This window comes from Edaphobacter sp. FHG110511_03, assembly GCF_059115365.1.
In genome coordinates this window covers 166,752-191,925 of sequence record NZ_JBZYWL010000002.1, presented here as the reverse complement: position 1 = coordinate 191,925, position 25,174 = coordinate 166,752, and the positions used below count along the sequence as shown (strand labels likewise).

At 58.7% G+C, this 25,174-nt stretch carries 18 protein-coding genes; 6 read left to right on the top strand and 12 right to left on the bottom strand.

The window, feature by feature from the left end; all coding sequences use genetic code 11:
• Positions 1-81: 81 nt before the first annotated feature.
• Positions 82-870 (bottom strand): protein-L-isoaspartate O-methyltransferase family protein, encoded by a 789-nt coding sequence (locus AC5S26_RS10250; protein WP_494184795.1) that lies wholly within the window; start codon positions 868-870, stop codon positions 82-84.
• Between the two features lie 560 nt (positions 871-1,430).
• On the opposite strand from AC5S26_RS10250, the gene AC5S26_RS10245 reads away from it, so the two are divergent.
• On the top strand, positions 1,431-2,186 hold the full coding sequence (locus AC5S26_RS10245) for a TIGR00266 family protein (RefSeq protein WP_494184794.1): 756 nt from the start codon (positions 1,431-1,433) through the stop codon (positions 2,184-2,186).
• Between the two features lie 202 nt (positions 2,187-2,388).
• Here the strand turns inward: AC5S26_RS10245 and AC5S26_RS10240 are convergent, their stop codons facing one another.
• Positions 2,389-2,811, bottom strand: a complete 423-nt coding sequence (locus AC5S26_RS10240) for a MauE/DoxX family redox-associated membrane protein (RefSeq protein ID WP_494184793.1) — start codon at positions 2,809-2,811, stop codon at positions 2,389-2,391.
• A gap of 84 nt (positions 2,812-2,895) precedes the next feature.
• Between AC5S26_RS10240 and AC5S26_RS10235 the strand changes: the two genes are divergently transcribed.
• Positions 2,896-3,687, top strand: a complete 792-nt coding sequence (locus AC5S26_RS10235; RefSeq protein ID WP_494184792.1) for an ABC transporter ATP-binding protein — start codon at positions 2,896-2,898, stop codon at positions 3,685-3,687.
• A gap of 58 nt (positions 3,688-3,745) precedes the next feature.
• Here the strand turns inward: AC5S26_RS10235 and AC5S26_RS10230 are convergent, their stop codons facing one another.
• The 7 genes from AC5S26_RS10230 to AC5S26_RS10200 form a co-directional block, all read right to left on the bottom strand.
• On the bottom strand, positions 3,746-4,351 hold the full coding sequence (locus AC5S26_RS10230) for a GNAT family N-acetyltransferase (RefSeq protein WP_494185403.1): 606 nt from the start codon (positions 4,349-4,351) through the stop codon (positions 3,746-3,748).
• Between the two features lie 7 nt (positions 4,352-4,358).
• Positions 4,359-5,849, bottom strand: coding sequence for an argininosuccinate lyase (gene argH, locus AC5S26_RS10225; RefSeq protein WP_494185402.1), 1,491 nt, complete (start codon positions 5,847-5,849; stop codon positions 4,359-4,361).
• Positions 5,850-5,916: 67 nt separating this feature from the next.
• Complete coding sequence (gene argF / locus AC5S26_RS10220; RefSeq protein ID WP_494184791.1) at positions 5,917-7,026, bottom strand: ornithine carbamoyltransferase; 1,110 nt, start codon at positions 7,024-7,026, stop codon at positions 5,917-5,919.
• Positions 7,019-8,269: an aspartate aminotransferase family protein gene (locus tag AC5S26_RS10215; protein WP_494184790.1), complete on the bottom strand. Its 1,251-nt coding sequence runs from the start codon at positions 8,267-8,269 to the stop codon at positions 7,019-7,021. The genes argF and AC5S26_RS10215 overlap by 8 nt, the downstream gene beginning before the upstream one ends.
• Positions 8,266-9,048 carry an acetylglutamate kinase gene (argB, locus tag AC5S26_RS10210; RefSeq protein ID WP_494184789.1) on the bottom strand — a complete coding sequence of 261 codons (783 nt, stop codon included), beginning with the start codon at positions 9,046-9,048 and terminating at the stop codon, positions 8,266-8,268. The genes AC5S26_RS10215 and argB overlap by 4 nt, the downstream gene beginning before the upstream one ends.
• Positions 9,045-10,163 carry an N-acetyl-gamma-glutamyl-phosphate reductase gene (argC, locus tag AC5S26_RS10205; RefSeq protein WP_494185401.1) on the bottom strand — a complete coding sequence of 373 codons (1,119 nt, stop codon included), beginning with the start codon at positions 10,161-10,163 and terminating at the stop codon, positions 9,045-9,047. The genes argB and argC overlap by 4 nt, the downstream gene beginning before the upstream one ends.
• 10 nt (positions 10,164-10,173) lie before the next feature.
• Positions 10,174-10,614 carry an arginine repressor gene (locus AC5S26_RS10200; protein ID WP_494184788.1) on the bottom strand — a complete coding sequence of 147 codons (441 nt, stop codon included), beginning with the start codon at positions 10,612-10,614 and terminating at the stop codon, positions 10,174-10,176.
• Positions 10,615-10,786: 172 nt separating this feature from the next.
• Between AC5S26_RS10200 and AC5S26_RS10195 the strand changes: the two genes are divergently transcribed.
• The 3 genes from AC5S26_RS10195 to AC5S26_RS10185 all read left to right on the top strand — a co-directional run bounded on the left by AC5S26_RS10195 (position 10,787) and on the right by AC5S26_RS10185 (position 18,113).
• Positions 10,787-15,331, top strand: coding sequence for a glutamate synthase-related protein (locus AC5S26_RS10195; protein ID WP_494184787.1), 4,545 nt, complete (start codon positions 10,787-10,789; stop codon positions 15,329-15,331).
• A 173-nt stretch (positions 15,332-15,504) separates the two neighbouring features.
• Complete coding sequence (locus AC5S26_RS10190) at positions 15,505-16,167, top strand: TetR/AcrR family transcriptional regulator (RefSeq protein WP_494184786.1); 663 nt, start codon at positions 15,505-15,507, stop codon at positions 16,165-16,167.
• A gap of 158 nt (positions 16,168-16,325) precedes the next feature.
• The gene (locus tag AC5S26_RS10185) at positions 16,326-18,113 is read left to right on the top strand and encodes an AMP-dependent synthetase/ligase (protein ID WP_494184785.1); all 1,788 of its coding nucleotides are present in this window, start codon (positions 16,326-16,328) and stop codon (positions 18,111-18,113) included.
• A 112-nt stretch (positions 18,114-18,225) separates the two neighbouring features.
• Here the strand turns inward: AC5S26_RS10185 and AC5S26_RS10180 are convergent, their stop codons facing one another.
• Positions 18,226-21,612: a CheR family methyltransferase gene (locus AC5S26_RS10180; protein ID WP_494184784.1), complete on the bottom strand. Its 3,387-nt coding sequence runs from the start codon at positions 21,610-21,612 to the stop codon at positions 18,226-18,228.
• Positions 21,512-22,387 carry a chemotaxis protein CheB gene (locus tag AC5S26_RS10175; protein ID WP_494184783.1) on the bottom strand — a complete coding sequence of 292 codons (876 nt, stop codon included), beginning with the start codon at positions 22,385-22,387 and terminating at the stop codon, positions 21,512-21,514. Before AC5S26_RS10175 ends, AC5S26_RS10180 begins: the two co-directional genes overlap by 101 nt.
• Before the next feature lie 723 nt (positions 22,388-23,110).
• On the opposite strand from AC5S26_RS10175, the gene AC5S26_RS10170 reads away from it, so the two are divergent.
• Entirely contained in the window at positions 23,111-23,512 is a 402-nt protein-coding gene (locus tag AC5S26_RS10170) for a hypothetical protein (RefSeq protein ID WP_494184782.1), read from the top strand.
• Between the two features lie 130 nt (positions 23,513-23,642).
• On the opposite strand, the gene argJ is transcribed toward AC5S26_RS10170, so the two are convergent.
• Positions 23,643-24,875: a bifunctional glutamate N-acetyltransferase/amino-acid acetyltransferase ArgJ gene (gene argJ / locus AC5S26_RS10165; RefSeq protein ID WP_494184781.1), complete on the bottom strand. Its 1,233-nt coding sequence runs from the start codon at positions 24,873-24,875 to the stop codon at positions 23,643-23,645.
• Positions 24,876-25,174 lie beyond the last annotated feature (299 nt).

Here is a 25,174-nt window from a genome sequence, read left to right as displayed (position 1 = left end):
TGCGTGCAAGGGAATTATCTTCGAAAAAACGCCCGATGTCCTCCAGCCACAAAACCCGTGGCAATGTCTTAGCGTTTCTGCTTATGGAGCGTCCCTCCTCGATAACCACCACCTCGTCCCGGCACACCATGCGCTCGAATCCGGCGAATCATTCCGGCGCAGCGACCGTACCTCTCCCGCATGGCCTCTGCCGAAGCAGAAAGCCAGCTTCTGCGCCATCGCTTCATCCCTCGCGCCAACGCATCCTACGAACCTGGCTCCGCATAAAAATCTCGCGGCGTATCCCTCGCGCAGCCGTGTAACGAGAAGCATCCCTCCATACCCTTCATCGGGAGTCAGGGGAAACAGCAGCCTGCCGCCAGGACATAGCGCGTCCAGCCAAAGATCCAGCGGGTGCGTGGCTCCTGCATTCACATAGAGCGCATCGCACATCGGCAGTGGGCCTATCGTTCCCGAACCCGAATGCATCTCCACCCACGGCATCCCGCTCAGGTTCGTGGTCGCGCTGGCGGCAAGATCGTCCTCGATCTCGTAGGCCTCCACCCGGCCCTCATCTCCGGTTAACTGCGCCAGCATCGAGGTGTAGTAGCCCATCCCGGCTCCAACATGCACCACCACCTCACAGGGCTTCACGCGCAACGCGGCAAGGCACAACGCGTGCAGGCTTGGCTGGCCATTGTTGATCGCTGCCTCGCTCTTTATCTGAACCAGCACATCCTGGTACAACAGTGCCGGATCGTCGATCAGCGTGCCTTCGCCGTCGCGGCCAAAGATCCGCCACGGTGGCGCTCCCAAATACGCTTCGCGTGGGGTCGTGGCAAACACCCTGGCAATCACGCTGTCTTCCGCAAGCCCGGCACTGTTAGCCATCTTCCTGCCAAATCTTGTCCTGGACTCCACAAGATCCATCGTGGTCTCCCTTTACTGAGACGCTTTCTACGGTATCTCCATGTGGGTGGAGTGTAAGTAATGTGGATGGAGCGTAAGTAACTTACTGGATGAAACAAAACCGTCATCATGGATGAAAAAAGACTGCCATCCTGAGCGGAGCCTCTCGCAGCCTCATCGCGAGAGGCGAAGTCGAAGGACCTGCGGTTTTGCACCTGGGCCCCGCCACAGAATGTGTCGATAGCTACCCATGCGCGCAAATCAGCTAGTCAGGTCAAAAACGGCCGCTTCCGTGGCTGTAACCAGCGATTTCCACAGATTTTCTTGACACCCCTGATACCCTTAAATCAGAAGAATAAAGCCCGGCCATGAGCCGGGCTTTCTCGCTTAACATCAGACGTGCCGCCATCTCTGAGCTACAGGCGAGAAAGAAAGGGACCATCCATTGAAGGTGGTCCGGACCTAAGATGTGTTGATAGAAGATTTTGCACGCTTTTGGTAGGGGTACCCCGGAACCCTCACCGAAAAGCACGGGAGAAATCATGCAGCATCGAATCGTCGGCACCACCATGCCTGTCCTGGAATTCGCGCTCGACCACAACGACGCCGTCATCTCCGAGGCGGGCGAGCTCTCCTGGATGAGCCAATCCATCCAGATGACCACCCACACCCAGCACGCCGGCGGCGGTGGCCTCCTCGGTGTACTCAAGCGCGTCGCCGGCGGGGGCACCCTCTTCATGACCGAGTACCGTGCCTATGGAGCTCCCGGAACCGTGGCCTTCGCCACCCGCGTCCCCGGTCACATCGTGCCGGTAGAGGTGGCGCCCGGGCACGAATACATGGTGCACCGGCACGGCTTCCTCTGCGCTACCGCAGGTATCGCCCTTGGGGTCGGGTTCCAGCAATCTCTCGGCGCCGGAATCTTCGGCGGCGATGGCTTCCTCCTCCAGAAGGTCTCCGGGCAGGGGCTCGTCTGGCTAGAACTCTCCGGAGAAGTCATTGTGAAAGACCTCGCTCCGGGCGAAGTCCTGCGCGTCCATCCCGGGCACGTCGGAGCCTTCCACGCCAATGTCTCTTTCCAGATCCAGCGCGTTCCCGGCATCCGCAACCTGATCTTCGGGGGCGATGGAATCTTCCTCGCCGCGCTCACCGGTCCCGGCCGCGTCTGGCTCCAGACCCTGCCCATCCAGCGCCTCGCCCACCAGCTTCAGGAATACATGAAGGTCGAACGCGTCGAGCAGAACACCGAATCCGGCGTCATAGGAGGCGTCATCGGCTCCGTCCTCAAAGGACTGTAGCTGAGGCAAAGCTCATTAGCCTTCAACCGTCATTCCGAGCGAGCGCAGCGAGCCGAGGAATCCCTGTATTTCGCCCTGTGCGCCGCAGAGTTTCCTCGGACGGAGAGAATAACAGTCTCATCGTCGCTAACGTGGAATCCTTCGAGCGAAGCTCGAACGCTTTTCCAATGCATGTAAGCAGAGCCGGAGGCAAAATAAACGCTCAAGCCTTGTTCATGCATCCGTCCAACGACCACGAGTTATACCGACGCAAAAACAGCAGCACCGAGAACACCAGCGCGTACATCAACTGGGTTCCCGTAACCGCCCAGTCCTGCACCAGCGCGGTCCCGACGGTTAGCACCAGCATTAGCAGAGAAGCCGCGATCAAAGCCCATCGAGTCTTCAGGCCGATCAGCAGAAGCAAACCGATCACGCCTTCGATCGAAGGCAGCACTGTTCCAAACCCGCGCACCATCCACTCAGGCAAAGGCGAGCGGGCGAACTGCGTCGTGAGATGCATCGCGAATCCCTGCGGACCCGCAAGCAGGCGGCTGACGCCATGCATCAGCAGGTTGACTCCTGCAACTGCACGCAGCAGCGCGTAGGCAATCTTCTCATCGCTGTTCGATCGATCGAAGATCATTTGTCCTCCGCAGTCGAACTGATACCGTCATTCATTCGACGTATAACAACCAGACAGGTTACGCGAACGCGCTATTCTTGGGAGATGGAGTCGCAAGCATCCGAGCCCTTCCTGAAGCTGTCGCACGTAAACGTAGCCCGCGGTGAAAACGTCGTCCTTCACGATATCAATCTCTCCGTCAACGCTGGAGAACACATCGCCATCCTCGGCCCCAACGGCTGCGGCAAATCGACTCTCATCAAGACCATTACCTGCGAGTGCTATCCCATCGTTCGGCCCGAAACGCAGGTCAGCATCTTCGGCCGCGAGCGCTGGGATCTCACCGAGCTCAAGAAGCGCCTCGGCGTCGTCTCCGCCGAGCTGCCCGGAAAGCAGACCCTGACGACCACGGGCCGCGACGCCGTCCTCACCGGCTTCTTCTCGAGCTCGACCCTCTGGCCTAACCTCACGGTGACCGACGCGATGCGCGCGCGCGCCGACGAAATCCTGGCCCTGATCGACGCCGAACCCCTCCGCGACAAGCTCGTCGGCCACATGTCCGCCGGACAGCAGAGACGCATCATGATCGGTCGAGCGTTAGTCGCCTCCTCGCAGATGCTTCTGCTCGATGAGCCATCCAACGCGCTCGACCTCGCGGCCCAGCAGGAACTCCGCAACCTGATGCGCAGGCTCGCGCAGCAGGGAACTGGAATCCTGCTTATCACACACCAGGTCTCCGACATCATTCCCGAGATCGATCGCATCCTGATGATGAAGGACGGCAGTATTTTGGCTGACGGTTCCCGCAAGGCCCTGCTCACAGAGCAATCCTTAAGCGATCTCTTCCATATCGAGGTCCGCCTTACCGAAAAGGATGGCTTCCAGCACGCCTGGTAATTTCCTTCAGTGACCGCATCCCCCGGCGTATTCTGGAACTTTACGAAGCGAGCACCGGTCAGCGGGAGTCGTTTCCTGGATTCGTCAGCGATCCTGCCTGCAGCTTGACCAGCTCAGGTTGAGGAAACTTGCTGGGTCCGAGGACCGCGATCTTTGGGATCGGTCCGCGCGCCATTGCAACCTCATCGCAAGCATATAGACGTGGGCAGGTCTGGCAGTCTTTGTAGATCTTGTCCGGCAGAACCGTGCGATCGACGATGCGGAAGCCGAAGTGAAAGAAGAAGTCGGGAATGCGTGTAAACAGGCTCACGCAGGTGACGCTCTGGTCCTCAGCCTCTTCGAGGAGAGCGCGAAGAAGCTTGCCCCCCGCTCCCTGTCCTTTGGCCTCAGGTTTGACCACGATAGAGCGTACTTCGGCGAGATGCGGCCCATAGAGATGGAGCGCCCCGCAGCCCAGGAAAATGCCGCTCTCGCTCTCGGCTATGGTGAAGTCGCGCACATTCTCGCAGATCTCCGCATAGCTTCGCCGCAGCAGGGTTCCGTCGCCCGAAAGCGAGTTGACCAGCTCAAAGATGTTTACCGCGTCTGGAAGCTTTGCCTTGCGCACCACAGCACCGCCCACGCGCGGACGCGAGGAGGAGGTCGATTCGCTTACCGAAAGCAGAGACGAGTTAGACAAGTGTGGCGGACTCCAAGCCAAGTTTCGCAGACTTTTTTGATGCAAGCGAGGCCATATCGGACGCAATCCTGTGGGAGGCATCTTCGACGGCATCCCTTACGCGGCTCCGTGCGGTCCCCCCGACCACATCGTGGCAGTCAAGCGTAGCCTCCAGGGAGACGGCTTCAAAGAAGTCTGTACCGAACTCCTCGCCGAAGCCGCGCAGCTCCTCCAGCGTCAGCTCCTGGAGCTCGCGTCCGGTCTCGAGCCCAAGCCGAACCGCCTGACCGATCTTCTCGTGCGCCTTGCGGAAGGGAACTCCCTTGTGCGTGAGGTAAGTCGCCGCGGCCATCGCATTCAAATAACCCTTCTCGGCGGCTGTCTGCATGGCATGGGTTCGGAAGCGCAGAGCGCGCGTGAAGCCAGGCAGCAGGGCGAGGATTCCTTGGATGGTATCGGCAGCGTCGAAGACCGGCTCCTGGCCTTCTTGCAGATCTTTGTTGTAGGCGAGTGGCAGCCCTTTGATGATGGTGGATAGCGTCAGCGCCGCTCCCTGTAGACGTCCTGCCTTGCCACGGATCAGCTCAGTCAGGTCAGGGTTCTTCTTCTGCGGCATCGCGCTTGATCCGGTGGAGAAGCGTTCCGGCAGATCGAGAAATCCGAACTCGGCGGTCGAGTGCAGGGTCAGCTCTTCGGCGAACCGCGAGATGTGCAGTCCCAACGTCGAGAGCGCTTGCGTGAACTCGAGCGCAAAGTCGCGGTCGCTGGTCGCGTCCATGCTGTTCGGCGTTGGGCCGTCGAAGCCAAGAGCTTCGGCAGCGATATTGCGGTCCAGCGCCAGCGTCGCGCCAGCGATTGCTCCCGAGCCCAGCGGACAGAGATTGAGGCGGTTGCGGCAGTCCGTCAGGCGGGTAAAGTCGCGCTCGAGCATCGCCACGTAAGCCAGCAGCCAGTGTGCGATCAGAACGGGCTCAGCTCGCTGCAGATGCGTGTAGGAGGGCATGACCGCATCGGCTGCGGAGACTGCCTGTTCGACCAGGGCCTCGCGCCATGTCAGCAAGCCCTCGAGCGCCTGATCGATGGCATCGCGGACGAAGAGGCGCATATCGGTCGCGATCTGCTCGTTGCGGCTGCGCCCAGTATGCAGCTTCAACGCGAGATCGCCGATCAGTTTAGTCAATTGCAGCTCGACAAAATGGTGGATGTCTTCCGCATGCGGGCTCAGCGCGACGATCTCAGCGAAGTGATCCTGCACTGCGACGTTCGCAGTCTGGGCGCCGCGATGGCTCGAGACCTCCTCCACGGAGAGTGGAATCACACGATCCAGTCCATCGAGCATCTTCGAAAGCTCTGCATCCGTAAGAATGCCTGCGGCTGCGACGGCGCGTGCGTGCGCCTTCGAGGCGGCTACTTCCTGGGGAAGCAGCCGCACATCGAAGGGAAACGAACGCTGCCAGGACTCGAATCCGGGATCGAGCGGTTCGCGGAATCGACCTGACCACATCTTGCTCACTGACTGACTCCTTCTTCTCTCTACAGTAAATTTGAACTTCTCGAATGACGTTGTGCGGTTAGACCAACGAGGGCCGTTTGCGGGCCTGGGTTCCGCGGCCGCGTGCGCTCGAGATACGCTTCGCTCCGCCGAGCAACATCAGCAGAAGCGCCTTCTGCGCGTGCTTCCGATTTTCGGCCTGATCGAAGACGATCGACTGTGGCCCGTCGAGCACGGCGTCGGTAACCTCGGCGTTTCTGTGCGCAGGAAGGCAGTGCATGAAGACTGCGTCCGGTTGCGCATTTGCCATCAGGCTCTCGTTTACCTGGTAGGGCTTGAAGATGGGAGCGCGCTTGGTCGCCTCATGTTCGAAGCCCATGCTGGTGCAGACATCGGTGTAGATAGCGTCGGCGCCGGTGGCGGCTTTCACTGGATCGTGCAGCAGCGTGATGCTGCCGCCGGTCGACTCGGCGATCTCAATCGCCTTGTGAATGATCTCCAGCTTCGGCGCAAAGCCCTTCGGCGTCGCGATGCTGCAATGCGCTCCGAGCTGCGCCGCGGTCAGCATTAAAGAATGGCAGACATTGTTGCCGTCTCCGACATAAGCAAACCGAAGTCCCTCCGCCGACCCGAAGCGCTCTTCCAGCGTGAGAAAGTCGGCAATGGCCTGACAGGGATGCTCGAGATCCGACAGAGCATTGATCACGGGAACCTTCGAGAAGGCTGCCATCTCGGTAATAGTCTCGTGCGAGTACGTGCGCAGAACGATCACGTTCATCCAGCGCTCCAGGTTGCGTGCCATATCCCCAAGGGATTCACGCTCGCCCAGCGGAGACTGAGTCTGGTCGACGAAGATCGCGTTGCCTCCGAGCGTGTTGATCGCCGTCTCGAAGGTAAGCCGCGTACGCAGGGATGCCTTCTCGAAGAACATCACCATCTGCTTGGCGTCGAGTGCGTGGCGAAAATCCTCGGGGTGATTCTTCACCGCGTGGGCCAGCTCCATGATGGCGGCCATCTCCTCGACGGTGAGGTCGCCGATCGAACAGAGGTCGCGGCCGCACAGGCGCTTGGCCGCTTCATTAAATGCGGTATCGGACTGGATGCCAAGCGTCGCCGTAGCCTTGCGCGGCGTAATCTCTTCTCCTGGCATATCTGGCTTAGTGTTCATAATCACTGTTTTGCTACCCATGAACTTTTTCTCCAGCCGGCGTTGCGCCGGCAAATTCCGTGTTCGCCTTCAAAATCTCGCTTAGCGCGTCTATGGCCATCTCGACGTGCTTCTTTTCGAGGATGAAAGGTGGAAGAAAGCGAAGCACCGTTTCGCTTGTCCGGTTGATGATGATGTGCCGCTCCATCATTTGCGCGGCTACCTGTTTCGCAAGCTCAGCCGAGTTCAGCTCGATTCCCAGCATCAGTCCCATGCCACGCACCTCGGTGATGCAGTCATGGCGCTGCTTAAGCGCTTCGAGCTCGGATTTGAAATATCCACCGACCTCTTCGATGTGCGCAAGCATATCTTCATTCCGCATCGTGTCGATTACGGCAATCGCAACCGCGCAGGCCAGTGGACCGCCACCAAAAGTCGTTCCATGCATCCCGGGAGTAAACGCAGAGGCCGCGCGCTCCGTGCAGAGCATCGCGCCCATAGGAATGCCTCCGGCGATCGGCTTGGCCAGTGTGGTGATATCAGGCTGAATTCCGTAGTGCTGATACGCAAACCACTTTCCAGTGCGTCCCAGGCCGCTCTGGATCTCGTCAGCAAGCAGCAGCGCTCCGGTCGAGTCGCAAAGCTCGCGCGCAGCGGCGAAGAACTCCTTCGAGACCGGATGGATGCCGCCTTCACCCTGGATAGGTTCAATGCAGATGCCGCAGACCTCGTCAGAGAACTTTGCGCGCAGATCGGCCACATCGTTAAAGCGCACGAACTCCACATCGCCCATGACGGGTGCGAAGGGAAGACGGTATTTGTCCTTATGCGTCGTGGCGACCGATCCCATCGTCCGGCCGTGAAAACTGTGTTCGAGAGCAAGAAATTTTGTGCCGGTCTTCTTGCCATTCTCGCGTTCCTTCGTCGCATAGGCGCGAGCCAGCTTCAGCGCAGCCTCCCACGCCTCGGTTCCGCTATTGCAGAAGAAGACGCGATCCATTCCGCTGATCTCCGTCAGGCGCAGAGCGAGGTTTGCCGCGCCTTCATGGAAGAAGAGGTTCGAGGTGTGCAGCAGACGCGCGCTTTGGTGTGCGATCGCCTGCGCGATGGCCGGATGGCCGTATCCAAGCGCAGAGACGCCGATGCCACTCAGCAGATCGAGGAAGTGGGTTCCGTTATCGTCCTGTAGAAACACGCCTTTGCCGCTGACAAAGAGATAGGGGTTCCGCTCATAGGTATTCAGCAGCAGCTTGCTCTCCGCAGCCTGAATCGATGCCAGGTTCATGCGACCATGACCTCCGTTCCGTCGTTGACTCGAGTTGAGCAGAGATCCGGCAGAAGCGCCGCGGACTCCGCAGGCAGAATGCGTACGCGCTTGACGCCGTGCAACAGCGCCTCGCGGCAGGCATTCAATTTGGGAAGCATGCCGCCGGAGATCACCTGCTGCTTCTCAAGCGCGGGAATCTCTCCAAGCGTCAGCCAGCGCATTACGCTGCCATCGGCACCCTTCACTCCCGGTACATCGGTCAGAAAGACCAGAGCGTCCGCCTTGGTCGAAACTGCGCAAGCAGCTGCCATCTCATCCGCATTAATATTGTAGTACTCCCCATCGAAGCCAAGCGCGATCGAAGAGATCACGGGAACGGCTCCCATGGTCCAGATGGCCTCGAGCCAGCGCGGGTCGGTGGACGCAATCTCCCCGACAAAGCCCAGATCGGGAGTCGTCTTCTTCTTGCGCGCGCGAAAGACATGGCCGTCGCCTCCGGAGAGTCCAACTGCTGACTGTCCGTGGGTTCCAAGCGATGCAACCAGCGATTTATTAACCCGGCCCGCCAGGACCATCAGCGCAGCGTCCCGTGTTTCGGCATCGGTAACGCGCAGGCCCGAGATAAATTCGCTCTTCTTGCCCATCAGCGCCAGCGTGCGCGTCAGCTGCACGCCCCCGCCATGGACCACAGCCACCTGGTTCCCGTCATTGACCAGGTCGGCGATTGCCTTGCCACAGGCGAACAACAGCGCCGGGTTTTCGAGGCCCGCACCGCCAAGTTTTACGACGAATCTCACAGCAAGCCCTCCTCTTCCTTCCATCCACACATCACGTTCATGTTCTGTACCGCCTGCCCCGCGGCACCCTTTAGCAGGTTGTCCAGGCACGAGACGACAATCAGCCGTTTGCCATCCTCTGCAAGCGCGAACCCCACATCGCAGAAGTTCGTGCGGACGACATGCTGAATCTGCGGAAGCTGCGGCGTCGCGTGTAGCCGAACCAGCGGGCTCCCTTCATAGAAGCTGTTGAACAGATGCGCGATCTCATCCGGCTTCATCGGCTGCCTCAGCCGGAGATAGATCGTCGACAAAATCCCGCGGGGAATCGGCAACAGGTGAGGCGTGAACTGGATCTGGTCCGCACCCAGGCAGAGCTGTTCCAGCATCTCCCCCGTGTGCCGATGCCCGAAGACGGAGTAGGCGGAGAGGTTATCGGCCGCGTACATGAAGTGCGTCTTCGAGGTGGGAGCCTTGCCCGCTCCGCTGACGCCTGACTTCGCATCGCAGATGATTCCGGTGTCGAGATCGACAACCCCGGCTCTTACCAGTGGAGAAAGCGCAAGAATGATCGACGTCGAGTAACAGCCCGGATTCGCAACCAGCCGGGCCGTGCGAATTGCATCGCGATGCAGCTCGGGGCAGCCATAAACGGCCTCGGCTTGCAGCTCTGCGGCCAGCGCCGGATTCTTATCGTGCAGCTTGTACACGGCACGGTTGCTGCCTTCCTGCAGTCTCCATGCACCGCTCAGATCGATCACGCGAATCCCGCGCTCGATGGCCTCCGGAGCCCACTCGCGAGATTGCTCGTGCGGAAGTGCGAGAAACATGATCTCGATCCCGGCCTCGGCAAGACGATCCCAGTGAAACGGCTCAACCGGGTGCGAGGCCTTTGCGCCGATCATCGCCAGCTGAGGATGGATCGCTTCAATCGTCGTTGCGCCGGTAGCTGCCGCCTCTGCGGCTCCACCCTCGATTGCGCGTCCAAGAAACAGCGGAGCTGCTCCTTCCATCCCGGGATGACGCAGCAGCAGGCGGGCAAGCTCTCCACCCGCATATCCGCTCACGCCTGCCACCGCAATCCGGGGAGCGCGAGTCTTCGCTCCGCCGGAACCAGTCTCTGTCGTCTTCTCGATCGTCTCCAGGTTAGCCAATGTGTCCTTCAATCCGCTTCTTCAGTTGTGTTGCCTGCTCCACGTCGGGGCAGATGATCAAAACCGTGTCGTCGCCTGCGATCGTCCCGACCACCTCGGGCCAGTCCTCATAGTCCATGCCTGCTGCGATCGGCTGCGCACCGCCGGTCGTCGTGATAACAACCAGCAAATTCGCCGCCTGCCGTACCTCCAGACCAAAGCCTCCAAGCACCTCACGAATCCCGGGAAGAGAGTCCTCCTCAGCATCACCGCCATTGGAAAGCGAATAGCCGTCCGGTCCTTTTGACAATCTCAGCTCATGAATGTCACGAGAGAGCGTTGCTTGTGTAACATGGAAACCACGCCCTGCAAGTTTTCGCCGTAAGTCATCCTGGCTGGGAATTGGTCCCTTGGCCAGCACCTCACGAATTACGGTATGACGTTGTTGTTTCATCTGTGTTTCATTGCCGTTTCTGCCACGGTATCAAACGAGAACTTCCGGGCTGTGTATAAATATACATTCATCGTGTATATTTATACAATGGCGTTCCCCGTGGAGCGTCGCCCATACCTTGACGGAAAGGTTATTCCAGTGAATTTGCCGTTCATTGGACGTATAGTGAATCATGGAAAGGTTTCCCGCACTCGCCCCTGCTGTTGTTGCACCCGTGTCCTCGTTCGACCGTGTGAGCTCCAGGCCATCTCAGGTTCCCTCCCTGATCGATGAACGTTTCGACCATGACTCCTGCGGGGTCGGCTTTGTGGCCTCGGTCGAGGACAAGGCATCGAATCAGATTCTTGCTCAGGCGCTTACGGCTCTTGGACGGCTTGCACACCGTGGTGCGACTGCCGCCGATGGAAAAAGCAGTGACGGAGTGGGCGTACTCGCCGCGATTCCGCGGGATTTTCTGATTAAATCCGAAAACCTTTCGTTTGCGCCGGACAAGACCCTTGGCGTGGGCATGGTCTTTATCCCCAAAGATGAGACCCGTGCGGAGGCCCTTATCGAGCGGGCTTTGCTCTCGCACGACTTTAAGGTGCTTTGTTGGCGCAACGTCCCGATTCGTACGGAATACCTTGGCGAGATGGCTCTTGCCACCATGCCGAAGATCCGGCAGGTGCTCGTAATCGATGCAGACCATGCTGAGTCGTCCACGATGGAGCGACGCCTTTACCTGGCCCGCAAGCAATTCGAGCGCTCCCATGAGCAGGGCGAAGTCGACGGCTACATCTGTTCGATGTCCACCCAGACCATCGTCTACAAGGCCATGTGTACTGGCCAGGACCTGGCTCTCTTCTATCCCGACCTGGCCTGTCATGACTTCGTCACCTCCTTCGCCATCTTCCACCAGCGTTACGCCACCAACACTCTTCCCACCTGGCACCGCGCCCAGCCCGGCCGCACCCTCGGACACAATGGCGAGATCAACACCGTGTGGGGCAACCGCGCCCGCATGGCCGCGCGCGATTCCACGCTTCCGGTTGAGTGCAAGCCTGTCCTGACCCAGGGAGGCACCGACTCCACCAGTCTCGACGAGGCCGTTGAGCTGATCTCGCAGAATGGCCGCACCCTGGCCGAGGCCATGCGGATGCTGATGCCTCCCGCTGCCGCCTCGGGTTTCACTTCTTCTTTTCTTGACTACCACTCCGACTGCACCGAGCCGTGGGATGGACCTGCGGCCATCGCCTTTGCCAATGGTCGTCTGGTGGGAGCTGTGCTCGACCGCAACGGCCTCCGGCCCTGCCGCTTTGCCATCACAACGACCGGGCTGGTTGTTGCCGGATCGGAGATCGGCCTGGTCGATCTGGACCCGAACGAGGTAACCCACAGCGGCCGCCTCGGCCCCGGCCAGATGCTGGTTGTCGATCTCGAGAGGCACAAGGTCTACGAGGACGAGGAACTGCTCGCGCTCCTGGACTCTGACCCGATCTATGCAAAGCTGCTCGAGAATGCTCCTCTCATTCCTGCGCCGGTCGCCCCGTTCGAAACAGCGACGTTGACCGCACTGCAGAAGGGCTTCGGTTACACCCGCGAAGATGTTCGGATGATCCTGCAGCCCATGGCTGCCGACGGCAAGGACGCAGTCTGGTCGATGGGCGACGATACGCCACTGGCCTTCCTGGCCCGCACGCCGCGGCCGGTGTATGCCTACTTCCGCCAGCGCTTCGCCCAGGTAACGAATCCGGCGATCGACCCCTTGCGCGAGGCCTGCGTCGTCTCGCTGCATACCCGTCTCGGCCCCTGGCCCCACCTACTCGACAAGAACGCTCCGCTCCCGGGCATATCGCTGACTTCACCGTTTCTCTCGCTAGGACAGGTCAACGCCCTTCGCGCAGGCAATTACCCGCACGCTGGCGAGCTTCGCTTCGCCGAGTTGGCCTGCGTCTTTGCCCCCGATGTCACGCTGGTGCAGGCGCTCGACGACCTCAGTAACCAGGCGATTGAGCTGGTTCGCAACGGCGCGCGCATCCTTCTGCTGAGCGATCGTGCTGCCAGTTCTGACTCCATCCCGGTCCCAATGGCGATGGCCACAGGCGCAGTCCACCAGGCCCTGGTTGCCGCAGGTCTCCGAACCCTCACAGGCATCGCGGTGGAAGCGGGAGACTGTCGCGACATTCACCACGCCGCCGTCCTGATCGGCTACGGCGCCGGAGCGGTATGTCCCTGGCTCGCGCTTGAGAGCGGCCGCGCCCTTGCTCCTGCCGGAACGGAGCCTGAGGCGGCAGAGAAGAAGATGCTCAAGGCCCTCGACGCCGGGTTGGCGAAAGTCATGTCGAAGATGGGAATCTCCGTCGTCGACAGCTATCGCAGCGCCCGTCAGTTCGACATTCTCGGGCTTCATTCGAGTGTTGTGGATCGATGTTTCCCGAACACGCCGGCGCCTCTCTCCGGCATCGGATTCGTGGAAGTCGACCGCCAGCTTCGCCAGACCTGGCAGCCTGCTGAAGGCGCTGCGGCGTCTGCGGATCTGCCCGACTACGGCTGGGTCCGGTTCCGCAAGGCCGAGGTCGCAGAGCCTCACGCCTGGCAGCCACCTACGGTGAAGGCGCTTCAGTCGGTCGTGGGAAGTGCGCGCAATGTGCCCCAGCCCACCGATCCAACCGCCGCCTTTGCCATATTTACCAAAGACGTCATCGCCCGCGATCCAGCCGTGCTGCGTGATCTGCTGGAGATTCGGCCAGCCGGAGGGGAGCTTCCTCTCGCCGAAGTCGAGAGCCCGTCGAGCATCACAAAGCGTTTCGTCGCTAGCGCCATGTCGCTCGGCTCCTTGAGCCCCGAGGCGCACCAGACCATCACTGCCGCCATGAACATGCTCGGTGCGCGATCGAACACCGGTGAGGGCGGCGAAGATTCCACCGTCTATCGCCAGCATCCGGTCGGCTCGGAGTCGCAGCCTGGCTCAGGCGGAGCAAGCGCGTCCATGCACGCGCAAGGCGGAATTGCCGTCGCTGAACCTGTGATTGAGGCTCCTGCGGTTCATGTCTCCCTTAACAACAAAATCAAGCAGATCGCCTCTGGACGCTTCGGAGTTACGGCCGAGTATCTCGCTCACGCCGAGGAGATCGAGATCAAGGTTGCGCAGGGAGCCAAGCCCGGCGAGGGCGGACAGCTTCCCGGACACAAGGTCAGCGGCCTGATCGCCCGGCTGCGGCACGCACAGCCCGGCGTCTCATTGATCTCGCCGCCGCCCCACCACGATATTTACTCGATCGAGGACCTGGCGCAGCTGATCTACGATCTGAAGCGCGTAAACCCGAAGGCGGCAGTCGGAGTCAAGCTGGTCTCGGGCTGCGGCGTCGGAACCGTCGCCGCCGGAGTCGCCAAGGCCTATGCGGACTACGTCGTGATCGCCGGAAACACTGGTGGAACCGGAGCCGCGGCTCTGTCCAGCATCAAGTATGCCGGCAATCCATGGGAGCTCGGCCTCGCCGAGGCCCAGCAGGTCCTGATGCAGAACGGAATGCGCGGACGGGTTCGCCTGCGCACCGATGGCGGTCTTGCCACCGCACGTGATGTTCTCGTCGCTGCGCTCCTTGGAGCGGACGAGTACGCCTTCGGAACCGCCGTGCTCGTAGTCCTGGGCTGCGACATGGCCCGGCAATGTCACCTCAACACCTGTCCCACCGGCATTGCAACCCAGAAGCCGGAGCTGCGGGCCAAGTTCCGCGGCAAGCCGGAGCACGTGGTTCGGTTCTTCGAAGAGCTTTCATCCGACCTGCAGCACCTGCTGGCGCGTTATGGCCTGCCTTCGCTCGAAGCTGCGGTCGGACGCTCCGACTTGCTGGAGCAGGTCCGCTTCGACGGCAATCTCGACCTCGCGCCGATGCTGGCGCAGGTAACTGACGGTCCCCGCCGCTGGATGGGCGGAAGGAACGATCAGCCGCTTCCGAAGCCTCCGATCGACGAGCAGTGGGTGGCGCCCGCCCTCAAAGCGATTGAGGCAGGGAAGTCCTACCTGGTCGGGACTGAGATCACCAACAGCGATCGTGCCGTGGGTTCGCGCCTGGCTGGAGAATTGGCTCTGCGTCGCGCGCAGGGAGATCTGCATGCCGACGTGACCTTCGACCTGCACGGAACCGCGGGGCAGTCCTTTGGCGCCTTTGCCGTTGAAGGGATGAAGCTGATCCTCGACGGTCAAGCGAACGACTTCGTTGGCAAGGGTCTCTCCGGTGGCGAGATCGTCATCCGTCCTCTCGGGCTTGCCGCCAAAGACAGCGGACAACACGTCATCCTTGGCAACGTGGCCCTCTACGGTGCGACATCAGGCAAGCTCTTCGCTGCAGGCCGGGCGGGCGAGCGTTTCGCAGTTCGAAACTCGGGTGCGATCGCCGTCGTCGAAGGTGTGGGCGATCACGGCTGCGAGTACATGACCGGCGGAACCATCGTTGTTCTCGGCAAGACCGGCATGAACTTCGGTGCTGGGATGACCGGAGGCCTCGCCTGGATCTACGATGAGGATAGAAGCTTCATCTCAAACTCGAAGTTTCATCCTGAATTCATTGATCCGCAGCCATTTAGTGAAACGGATGCCTCTTCGCAGGAAGAATTGAAAGCGTTGATTGAGGAACACGTCGCTCTCTCGGACAGCGGCCTTGCCAAAGCCCTGTTGGCGGATTGGGCGGCGAAAGCAACCTCGTTTGTCCGGCTGACCCCAAAACCGCAAGCCTGACACCACAAGGGCCAGCGCATAATCCACGCATTCCCTTCGTAAAGATTCCAGCCCTCGGCTCGTCCGAGGGCTTTCTTTTGGGGTATGAATCCAAATTCATTCTTGGCAAGAGGAACGGCTTTCTTTAGAGTGGCGAAGACTGGATACTTCGTTCGAGGACCGGATTGGAGCGCGTGAAGCACGTTCAAGAGGGAGCTGGAGTGACCGAGGTGGAAAGAACGATACCGTCCTCTGGACCGGGCAGCGACAAGTATCAGAGAATCCTGGACGCCGCCGTAGAGGTGATCGCCGAGCGGGGCTACTTCAACTCGCCGGTCAGCGCGATCGCCAAACGAGCGGGTGTTGCGGATGGCACGATTTATCTCTACTTCAAAAACAAGGATGAAGTTCTGCGGACGGCGATCGATACGACCTTCGGAAGGTTCTACCGGCAGGTCGAGGAGAGATTCCATACGCTGGAGGGCCCGCGGGAACAGCTGGAGTATATTGCCGAAGTCCATCTTCAAAGCCACCAGGTGAATCGCAGCATGGCGATCCTAATGCAAACGGAGATGCGCCAGAGCGCAAAATTTATTGCCGAGTTCTCACACCATCATCTTGTCAAATACATCCAGATGGTGCGCGAGGTGGTAAGACGTGGACAACAACAAGGAATCTTTAGAGCGGATGTCTCCGATGGCGTAGTGGCGCACTGCATGTTCGGCGCGATCGACGAGCTGTTGAGCTCGGCTGTGTTTACCGGACGTGCGTATGATGCCAAAACGACGGCCCGCCAGGTGATGGACGTGCTTTTGAACGGAATTGGAACAAGAGGGAAAGCAGGGACGGCGGTCTAGACCCACGTTCGAAAATGCAGTCTGGCTCGGGGAAGATATCCGTGAGGATGATTCGTCGTCTTCAATTGAAATCGGCAACTTTATTCCGGTTGGCGTTTTGAAACCTATTGGCTTAGGTTGGTTCGAAGCACTAAACGGTACAGGATGGTGGGACAGGCATGTTTGATCTGAGAACGGTGAATGATGTTCTGGTGCGGGCGACAGGGCGAGGCGATCGCACTGTGATGATGGCGCAGGACACTGCGACGTCATGGTCCCCCATCTCGTCGGTAGAGCTGTATGGCCGGGTGCGAGCTCTCGCTGACGTGTTGCGCGAATGGGGAGTCGGCAAAGGGGATCGAGTGGCGCTCCTGTCGGAGAACCGGTGGGAATGGCCGGTGACCGACTTTGCCGTCCTCGCAATCGGGGGTGTCGACGTCCCGCTTTATCCAACCCTGACCTCCGAACAGGTCGGCTATATGCTCCGGGACTCCGGAGCAAAGGTAGCCGTCGTCTCGACAGCGGAGCAGTACGAGAAGATCCGTCAGGCAGGCGAGCTTCCGGAGCTGAAGTCTGTCGTCGTCATGGAGCAGGGCCAACACGAAGGAGCGGAAAGCTTCACGGCCTTGATGAAGGGTGCAGAGGCCAGGCAGCAGCGCGACGCCGGATTCGACGTCATGCTGAAGACAGCACGGCCCGAGGATCTGGCAACCATCATCTATACCTCGGGCACCACCGGCGAGCCCAAGGGCGTGATGTTGACGCACGGCAATCTCGCCAGCAATCTGAACTACTCCACCGGCCCGCTCGGCCTGGGCGACCAGGACACCGGCATCTCATTTCTTCCTCTTTCCCATGTCACCGCGAGACACCTGGACTATGCCTTGCTGTGTCACGGAACGAAGCTGGCCTACTGCGGGAAGTTCGATCAACTGCCTGTGGCGATGAAGACAGTTCAGCCCACGATCGTCGTGGCCGTGCCCAGGGTCTACGAGAAGATTCGACAAGCTGTGGAGGGCAAGTCCGCCGCATCGCCGTTGAAGCACAGAATTCTGGAATGGGCGCTCAGCGTCGGCAAATCCCATAGGGAAGAGATTCTCACAAGCAGAAAGCCGGCTGGGCTGAGCTGGAAGCTGGCGAATAAGCTCGTCTTCGGGAAGATTGCGGAGGCCTTCGGCGGACATGTACGGATCTTTATCTCCGGTGGAGCCCCGCTTGGAATGGACACGGCCGGATGGTTTGCCGATGCTGGAATTCTGATCCTCGAAGGGTATGGTCTCACCGAGACCTCGCCTGTAATCGCCCTGAACTATCCGGGAGCAAACAGAATTGGCACCGTGGGCCAACCGATGCCGAACGTGGAGTGCCGCTTCGCGTCCGATGGCGAGCTGGAGGTGAAGGGGCCCTCCATCTTCGTAGGCTACTGGAAGAAAAACAAGGAGACCGAGGAGACGTTCACCGAGGATGGCTGGTTCAAAACGGGGGATATCGGGAATCTCGATGACGATGGCTTTCTCTCCATCACCGATCGCAAGAAAGAGCTTCTGAAGACCAGCGGAGGAAAGTTCATTGCACCGCAGCCGATCGAAAACAAGCTCAAAGCCAATACCCTGGTAGGTCACGCGGCGATGGTGGGAGACAAACATAAGTTCGTCTGCGTGCTCATCTCGCCGAATCTGGCTGCATTGAAGGGATGGGCCAAGGGGCAGGGCGTGCAGACCGAAGACGCTGCCTTGCTTGTGAAGCATGCCAAGGTCATCAAGGCATATCAGGAGATCGTGGATCGAGTGAACCAGCAATTGGCGAACTTCGAGAGCATCAAGCGAATCTGTGTCGTTCCCGAGGAGTGGAGCGTGGAGACCGAAGAGCTGACTCCGAGCTTGAAGTTGAAGCGCCGCATCGTTGAGAAGAAGTACGCCAGCCAGATCGCAGATTTCTACACGGACGAGGCTACCTCGAAGGGCTAGCTTCCTGGATCTTCACAAATGTTCTCCAAGCGACCTGACAGCTTCGCCATTCAGGCAGCACTTGCAACAGCATTTTGGCAATGCCGTCTTTGTGGTGGGTTGGTGTAACAAGCTACAACGGTTTGTTTAAGATTTGGGCGGGTAGAAAGATCGAAAAGCAGGTTCCATGCCTGCTTGGACTTGCGTTGCTTCGAGTCAGAATGGAACCGCCGGAGCGGTCTACGATTCCGCTCGCAACCCAGAGACCTAGCCCGGTTCCTTTCTCTCCCTTGGTGGTGAAGAATGGCTCAACGATACGAGGGATGTTGGCCGCAGAAATGCCCATTCCGTTGTCAGAGACGGTTATCCGCAGGCCTTGGATCTCCGGATTGTGCCAGCGAAAGGCCTTCCGAACCCGGACTTCGATAGTCCCGCCCACGTTGATGGCCTCCATCGCATTCAGAAGCAGAGTGGAGAAGACCTGGCGAATCTCGCCGGGATAGGTTTGGATCGTCGCACCACCTGATCGATACCGCCTTGTTACACGAATCCCGTTAGCTTCGATGCGTTTCCCATAAATGCTCAGGACGCCGTCCATCGTCTCTTCTACGTTGACAGGTATGGGGACAATGGATTCCCTGTAAAAGCTGAGGGACTGTTGCGTGAGATGGCTTAAACGGCGTAGCTCGGTTTCCGCCATCGCCGCATATGCCCGGCCTTCTTCATCCAGCCCAGGAGATCGTGCCCAGATGGTTACCAGGTTCGCTACAGCTTGCAATGGATTATTGATTTCATGAGCCAGTGTCGCCGCCAGGCGTCCCGAGGCTGCCATCTTTTCCGATTTGATCAATACGGCTTCCGTGAGTTTTCGGTCGCCGATATCACGTGCGATCTTCGATGCGCCCACAATCTGACCGTGTTCATCGACAATGGGTGAAATAGTTAAGGCGATATTGAGCAACCGCCCGTCCTTGCGCCGACGGACGGCTTCGTAATGATCGATATGCTCCCCACGGCGGAGGCGGCCCAGAATGACTGCTTCCTCTTCGACCCGGTCCGGAGGCATTAGCATTGTTATGGACTGTCCGACTGTTTCCTCCGCCGTATACCCAAAAAGCTTCTGTGCGCCGCGATTCCAGCTCTCGATAATTCCATCGAGGTTCTTGGCGATGATAGCGTCGTCTGAGCACTCGACGATTGCGGCCAGCCTTGCGAGGGCAATCTCTGCGTCCTTGCGCTCGGTGAAGTCTTCGATGGTCAGTAGCATCAGCGGAGCACGTTGCTCGACGATGTCTTCAATTTTCCGGGCGCTGACCAGCATTGTCTTCCGTCCGATCCTCGGAAATTCATGCGTGACAGAGAAGTTCTGCACCAGCTTGTGCTCCGGCAGCACTTTTTTCAGCGATTCGGTCAGCGCTGGAACCTTCCACTGCTCATTTCCGAGGAGGTACAGAAACTGCCCGACCGTCTCCTCGCGGGTGACTTGAAATGTGGCGCAAAAGGTCTCGTTCGCAAACCGGACTCTCAGGTCGGCGTCCAACACCAGCAGCGGAGTCGGGACGTTTTCGATAATCCTCTGCAGATACTGTTGGCTGCGCTTCACCGTGTCGATGTCCTGCAGAGCCAGTACCACGCCATCGATCTTGTTGTCCTGAGTACGGTATGGCAACACGCTCAATTCATGCCAGCAGCCTTCCAGGTCTCGCACCTCGCACTCGACCGGCAGCAGGCTGTCGAGGACCTTTGCGATCTCCGACTCGAGATCGTGAGGTGTTAGGTCCGACTCTTCGATATTGAGCTTGATATCGGCAAATGGTCGCCCAACGTCTGCGGGGACTACCTTGAACAGTTTGGTTGCCGCTGGTGTGATGCGCCGTATGTAGAGCCGTCGGTCCAGCATGACAACAGGAATTCGCGTACTGTTCAGCAAATTCAGAATATCGTTGCTCAGGTCATGGAGTTCGTTGTTCTTGTTGCGCAACTCGGCATTCAGCGTATTCAGTTCCTCATTGGCCGATTGCAGCTCTTCCTTCGAAGTCTCCAGTTCTTCGTTCGTGCTCTGCAGCTCTTCATTCGCGGAAAGTATTTCCTCGTTGGCCGACTGAAATTCTTCTTTGAGCGAGTCTTCCGATTCGATAGCGGAACGCAGGGCATCGCGCGTACTGGTAAGTTCCTGCTTCAGCCGTCCGGTTTCCTGATCGTTTTGATTGCGACCTTTTGATTTGTGTACCGAAATAGCTTCGACAGCAGGGGCTACCGGCGGCGTGATCTCATCGAAGAGGATCAAGAAAAACTGTCTGTTCCGCTCCCCCTTCTCTGCAGGCTCCTTGTCTCCCAGCGGCGCCACGGACAGGTTCAGCATCCGCTTGTACCCGTTCTCGTCAAACGGAATACCGTCTTTTCGGGCGGTCGCGCCCTTTTTCGTCGCGGCGGTGATCAGCGAACGCAGTTCGATAGCCAGGCCGTTTCGCGCGAGTTTCAACACATTCAGGCTGGGTTTGCCCGGTGGAGGCGCGAGATAGGGCGTCGTCTGTCCCCGGAACTGAACCACCTCCATTTCACTGTTGATCACCACTCCGACCGGAGCGTGTTCCCGCAGCACCACGCGGTCAGCCTCAGCCTGCACATCCAGCTCATCCTTGTCCGCGGAGAGGGATCTCAGCGAGTTGCCGGAGACCCTGAGCGTGCTCTGCGGGGGGTAATAGCTCTGCGCAAAGTCGTAGTGCAGGCGTGACAGGATGGCTTTCTTGCTATAAATCTTGTGCTTCTTGTCCACCGTTGAGAACAGTTCGGGAAAAGCGGAGACGCTCTCTGAACTGCCCAAAACCATAAAGCCGGTGGGCTTCAACGCATAGTGCAGGATGGGAATGATCTTCTTTTGCAGCACGGGCTGGATGTAGATGAGCAGGTTGCGGCAGGCAACGACATTCATCTGCGAAAAAGGCGGATCGCTCGCCAGGTCCTGCTGGGCAAAGACGCACATGTCGCGCACCGCCTTGTTGACCCGATAGCCTTCATCCACCTTGACGAAGAAGCGAGCCATGCGCTCCGCCGAGATCTCCTCCGCGATGCTTTCCCGGTAGATCCCGGCACGCGCCTTTTGGATGCCCTTCTCGTTCAGGTCGGTTCCGAAGATCTGCACCTGGAAACTGGAAGCCCGGTCGCCCAGGAACTCCAGTAAAGTCATGGCCAGCGAGTAGGTCTCCTCACCGGTCGAGCAGCCTGGCGCCCACATTCTGATGATGCCTTTGTTGTCCTTCTCCTTCACGATGGCGGGATAAACCTGGGTTTTCAGCGCCTCGAAAGCTTCGAAGTCTCGGAAGAAGCTGGTCACGGGAATGAGAACATCCTCAAATAACTTCTCTCCCTCTTCGGGGTGTTCCTTCAAGTAGGTCGCATAGTCACGCAACGAATCTACTCTAAGCAGCAACATTCGCCGCAATGCTCGGCGATGAATGGTGTTCGGTTTGTATTGGCTGAAATCGACGCCGCTGGCCTTGCGAAGTTGAGCAAGGACCACGCTGAAATCTCTTGCATGGGACGCGGCAGATTCGGCATTCGCCAGTCCCAGGTCTTGAGGCTCGGCACCAGACTCCTCCGGCGCCCGGCTTCTCCGCGCTCGAATCCTCTTCCTCTGATTTTTCCAGGTGCACATAGGGATGATGCTGGATGCGCTGCAACTCCTTTGCCATATCCTTCGGCGCAAGGATGAAGTCCGCGCACCCCGAATCGATGACGCTACGCGGCATTCCGTCGTATTTGGCTGTGGCGGGATCCTGGGCGAAAGTAATTCCGCCTTCTGCCTTGACGGCCTCCATGCCGGCCGTGCCATCCGCTCCCGTGCCGGAAAGGACGATGGCAATTGCGCTGCTTTTACGCTCTTGGGCAAGAGAGTGCATGAAGAAATTCACCACCAGATGCTGGCCTGGCGTTTTGTCGCGAGGTGACAATTGAAAAACGCCGCCGGTCAGGGCCATCAGCGCATTTGGAGGAATTACATAGACGCGGTTTGGCCGGATCGTGACGTCAGATTTAACTTCTTCGACGGGCATCCTTGTCGTCTTGGCGATGATTTCCGTCAACATGCTTTCGTGGCTTGGGTCCAGATGTTGGATCAGCACGAACGCCATTCCGGTGTCCACCGGCAGCGCAAGAAAGAATTCCTTATAGGCTTCGAGGCCACCAGCGGAGGCTCCAATGGCGACCACAGGAAAAGAATCGTTCACGAGAGCGGCATGTCTCTGCTCAGGAGGTTTTTTCGAAGCGGCTGCGGGTTTGGAACTCCGGGATTTCATCTTCGCTTTGCTCCTGTTGCTCTCGCTGCGACTCGCACCAGGCGAAGCTCAGAATCCCCTGGCATAGGAAACCAGGAACTCACAGACTATCGTACAGAAAGGCAACGTCATCAAATTACAGAGTTTGGTTCCTCCGATCGAATGTCTTAGCCGTCAGGCGTGCCGATATTGCACTCCAAACATAGTCTGGAACGTCGATTTACGGTAAGTCGCCTGGTCACTCATTGAGAAGCCAATAAGTCCTCGCAAGTCGGCTTGTGTTGAGCAATCCCGAATACCTCCGCTATGCGCGCGTTTCCCCGTACTGGTACTTATGTTGTCCCGGCCCCCGAAAACGATCTGCTCTGCGAGATACATTTAAGATCTGTGTCTATGGAATTGCTGACCCCGGATGCAAATCATGAGAGACCGACTTTTGCTCTGGCACGCACAATGTGTCAACAGGTTTCTTTAGAGATCAGACCGCTTATTGATCCCCGGTTGGACTCCGTGCTGAGCCAAATATGTGCAACCCACGTCAATGGTGGAGCTCTCTTCGCTTCGTTCCGTGTGGGCCCCAGCAGGGCTTTCGACTGGTTTGCATCGAGGGACCGGTTACTCGAATTCGGCATTCTTAGGCAGCTTCTCGATCGGGTCGAAGTCAATCACGCCCTGCCAGATTTGGAAATTGAACCGTCAAAGCCCGACGATCCTGCGTTTGTAGTTCGCAGACTGGGAGAGGTCGTGAGCTCGGAGCAGCTCGCGGAGATCATGAACTTGGAGATTCCTGGAAATGAACTTCGACGTTACGGAGTCGATGAGGAGTATGAAATTGGAGATGCTGAATATGATGGAAACTTTCGACTGACAAGTTCGTTCCTCTTTGATGGGGAGTTGGCGCGAAAGCTCTACGCTGGCGGTGCTTATACCAGTGCTAGTGCCAGAGGTGACGGGAGAACAGAAAAGGAAACCTCACTTGCATTCTGTGAGGCACTCTTCGGCCTCAGGCTCTCTGAAGTGAGCTACTACTCAACCCACAACGCCTGGACACGATGGTTTGGGGGGATCGCTTGGGATTGGACAGCGATTTTGTTCGATCGGCGCGCTCGCGCACTTTCCATCCTCGCGGTCACAGATACTGACTGAACCTGCATCGAAAGGGCCTGCAATCCTGCCATCCGCAACCTAACCCCGTGAGATGGAGCTATGCCGCTTCCGGGAACGAACTGCATTCACTGAAATGCGGCATTCGTTGGCGTTATGCGCCATGATGGCTTTACGTCGAATAATCCGCATTGATCCGCACGTACTGCTCCGTCAGATCGCAAGTCACAAACCTGCACTCCGCCTCGCCCTCTCCCATATCCATCGCAATCGTGTAATCCCTCTGGAGCATCACCCGATGCGCCGCAGCCTCGTCGAACGCCGAGGAACGCATACCGTTTTCATACACCGGTTCCTCGCCGATCCGTACTGTCACCCGTGCCGGGTCGAACTCCACTCCGCTGTAACCAGCCGCCGCCATCAACCGTCCCCAGTTTGGGTCCGCGCTCGACCACGCTGTCTTGCACAGCGGGGAGTGGGCAATCGACTTCGCCACCTGCTTGGCCTCGTACTCGCTCCGGGCTCCGGTAATATGCAGCGTCACCACGTGAGTCACGCCTTCGCCGTCATCGACGATGGCATAGGCCAACCTGCCGCACACCTCGGCGAGCGCCTCGGCAAAACTCTGCTCCGTCTTTTCGTTCAGGCGAACGCCGCTCGCTCCGCTGGCCAGCAGAAGCACCGTATCGTTCGTCGAAGTATCTCCATCGATGGAGATCGAGTTGAAACTTCGCTCCACCGCATGCGGCAGAAGTTCACGCAGCTGCGAGCCATCCGCTACGATGTCGGTGAACAGGTACACCAGCATCGTCGCGTGAGGAGCTACCGGAGCTCCCAGCCGGGGATGAATCATTCCTGCACCCTTCGCCGCGCCGAAGATCCGCACCTCTTTGCCATCGACCTCGATCTTGGCCTGGGCCACCTTCATGCGGGTGTCGGTGGTCATGATGGCTCGCGCGAAGCTCTCCGCATGCTCCGGCATGTTCCCAAAGGATGACTTCAGTGCAGGCAGGGCGGCGATCACCTTGTCGCCGGGAAAGGGAACGCCGATGATGCCGGTAGAAGAAGGGAAGACCTCGTCGAAGATGCATCCGAAGGTCTCGGCTGCCGCCACGCAGGTGCTCTTGCAGGCATCGATCCCTACCTGTCCCGTAGCGCAATTGGCGTTCCCGGCGTTCACCAGAACCACCCCAACCCGGCCTCTGGTCGTAGCCAGGTGTTCGCGGCCAACCGTGACGGGAGCCGCAACCACCTGGTTGGAGGTATACATCGCCGTCGCCTGCCCCACACCCTCCACCACTGCACCCGCAAGATCAGGGTTTCCGCTCGCCTTGATACCCGCCCTTACCGCTCCCCAGAGAAAGCCTCCAGGAAGATCCTCCGTTACCTTAACCACATCGTTCATAGATTCCAATCTATCAAGCAGATTTCCAGGCGGTTCTCGCCCATGGCATGGCACTTCTGCTCTAGAGAGCCGTGTCAAGTCCCTACAGGGCACAAGTTACTGAATTATCAGAAGATGAACAGTGCCGATAAGTTCGATCTTCTCTGCTACGCTTAAAACGGATCGCGAACAATCCGCGGCTATCCTCAAACAATCAAGGTATAAGCTGTAAGTAAATGATTCCAGATACCTTACAAGTAAGGTATCTGGAATCAAGACTTTGCACTTTAAGTCCACAGCTAAATGCAATAAAAAGAATA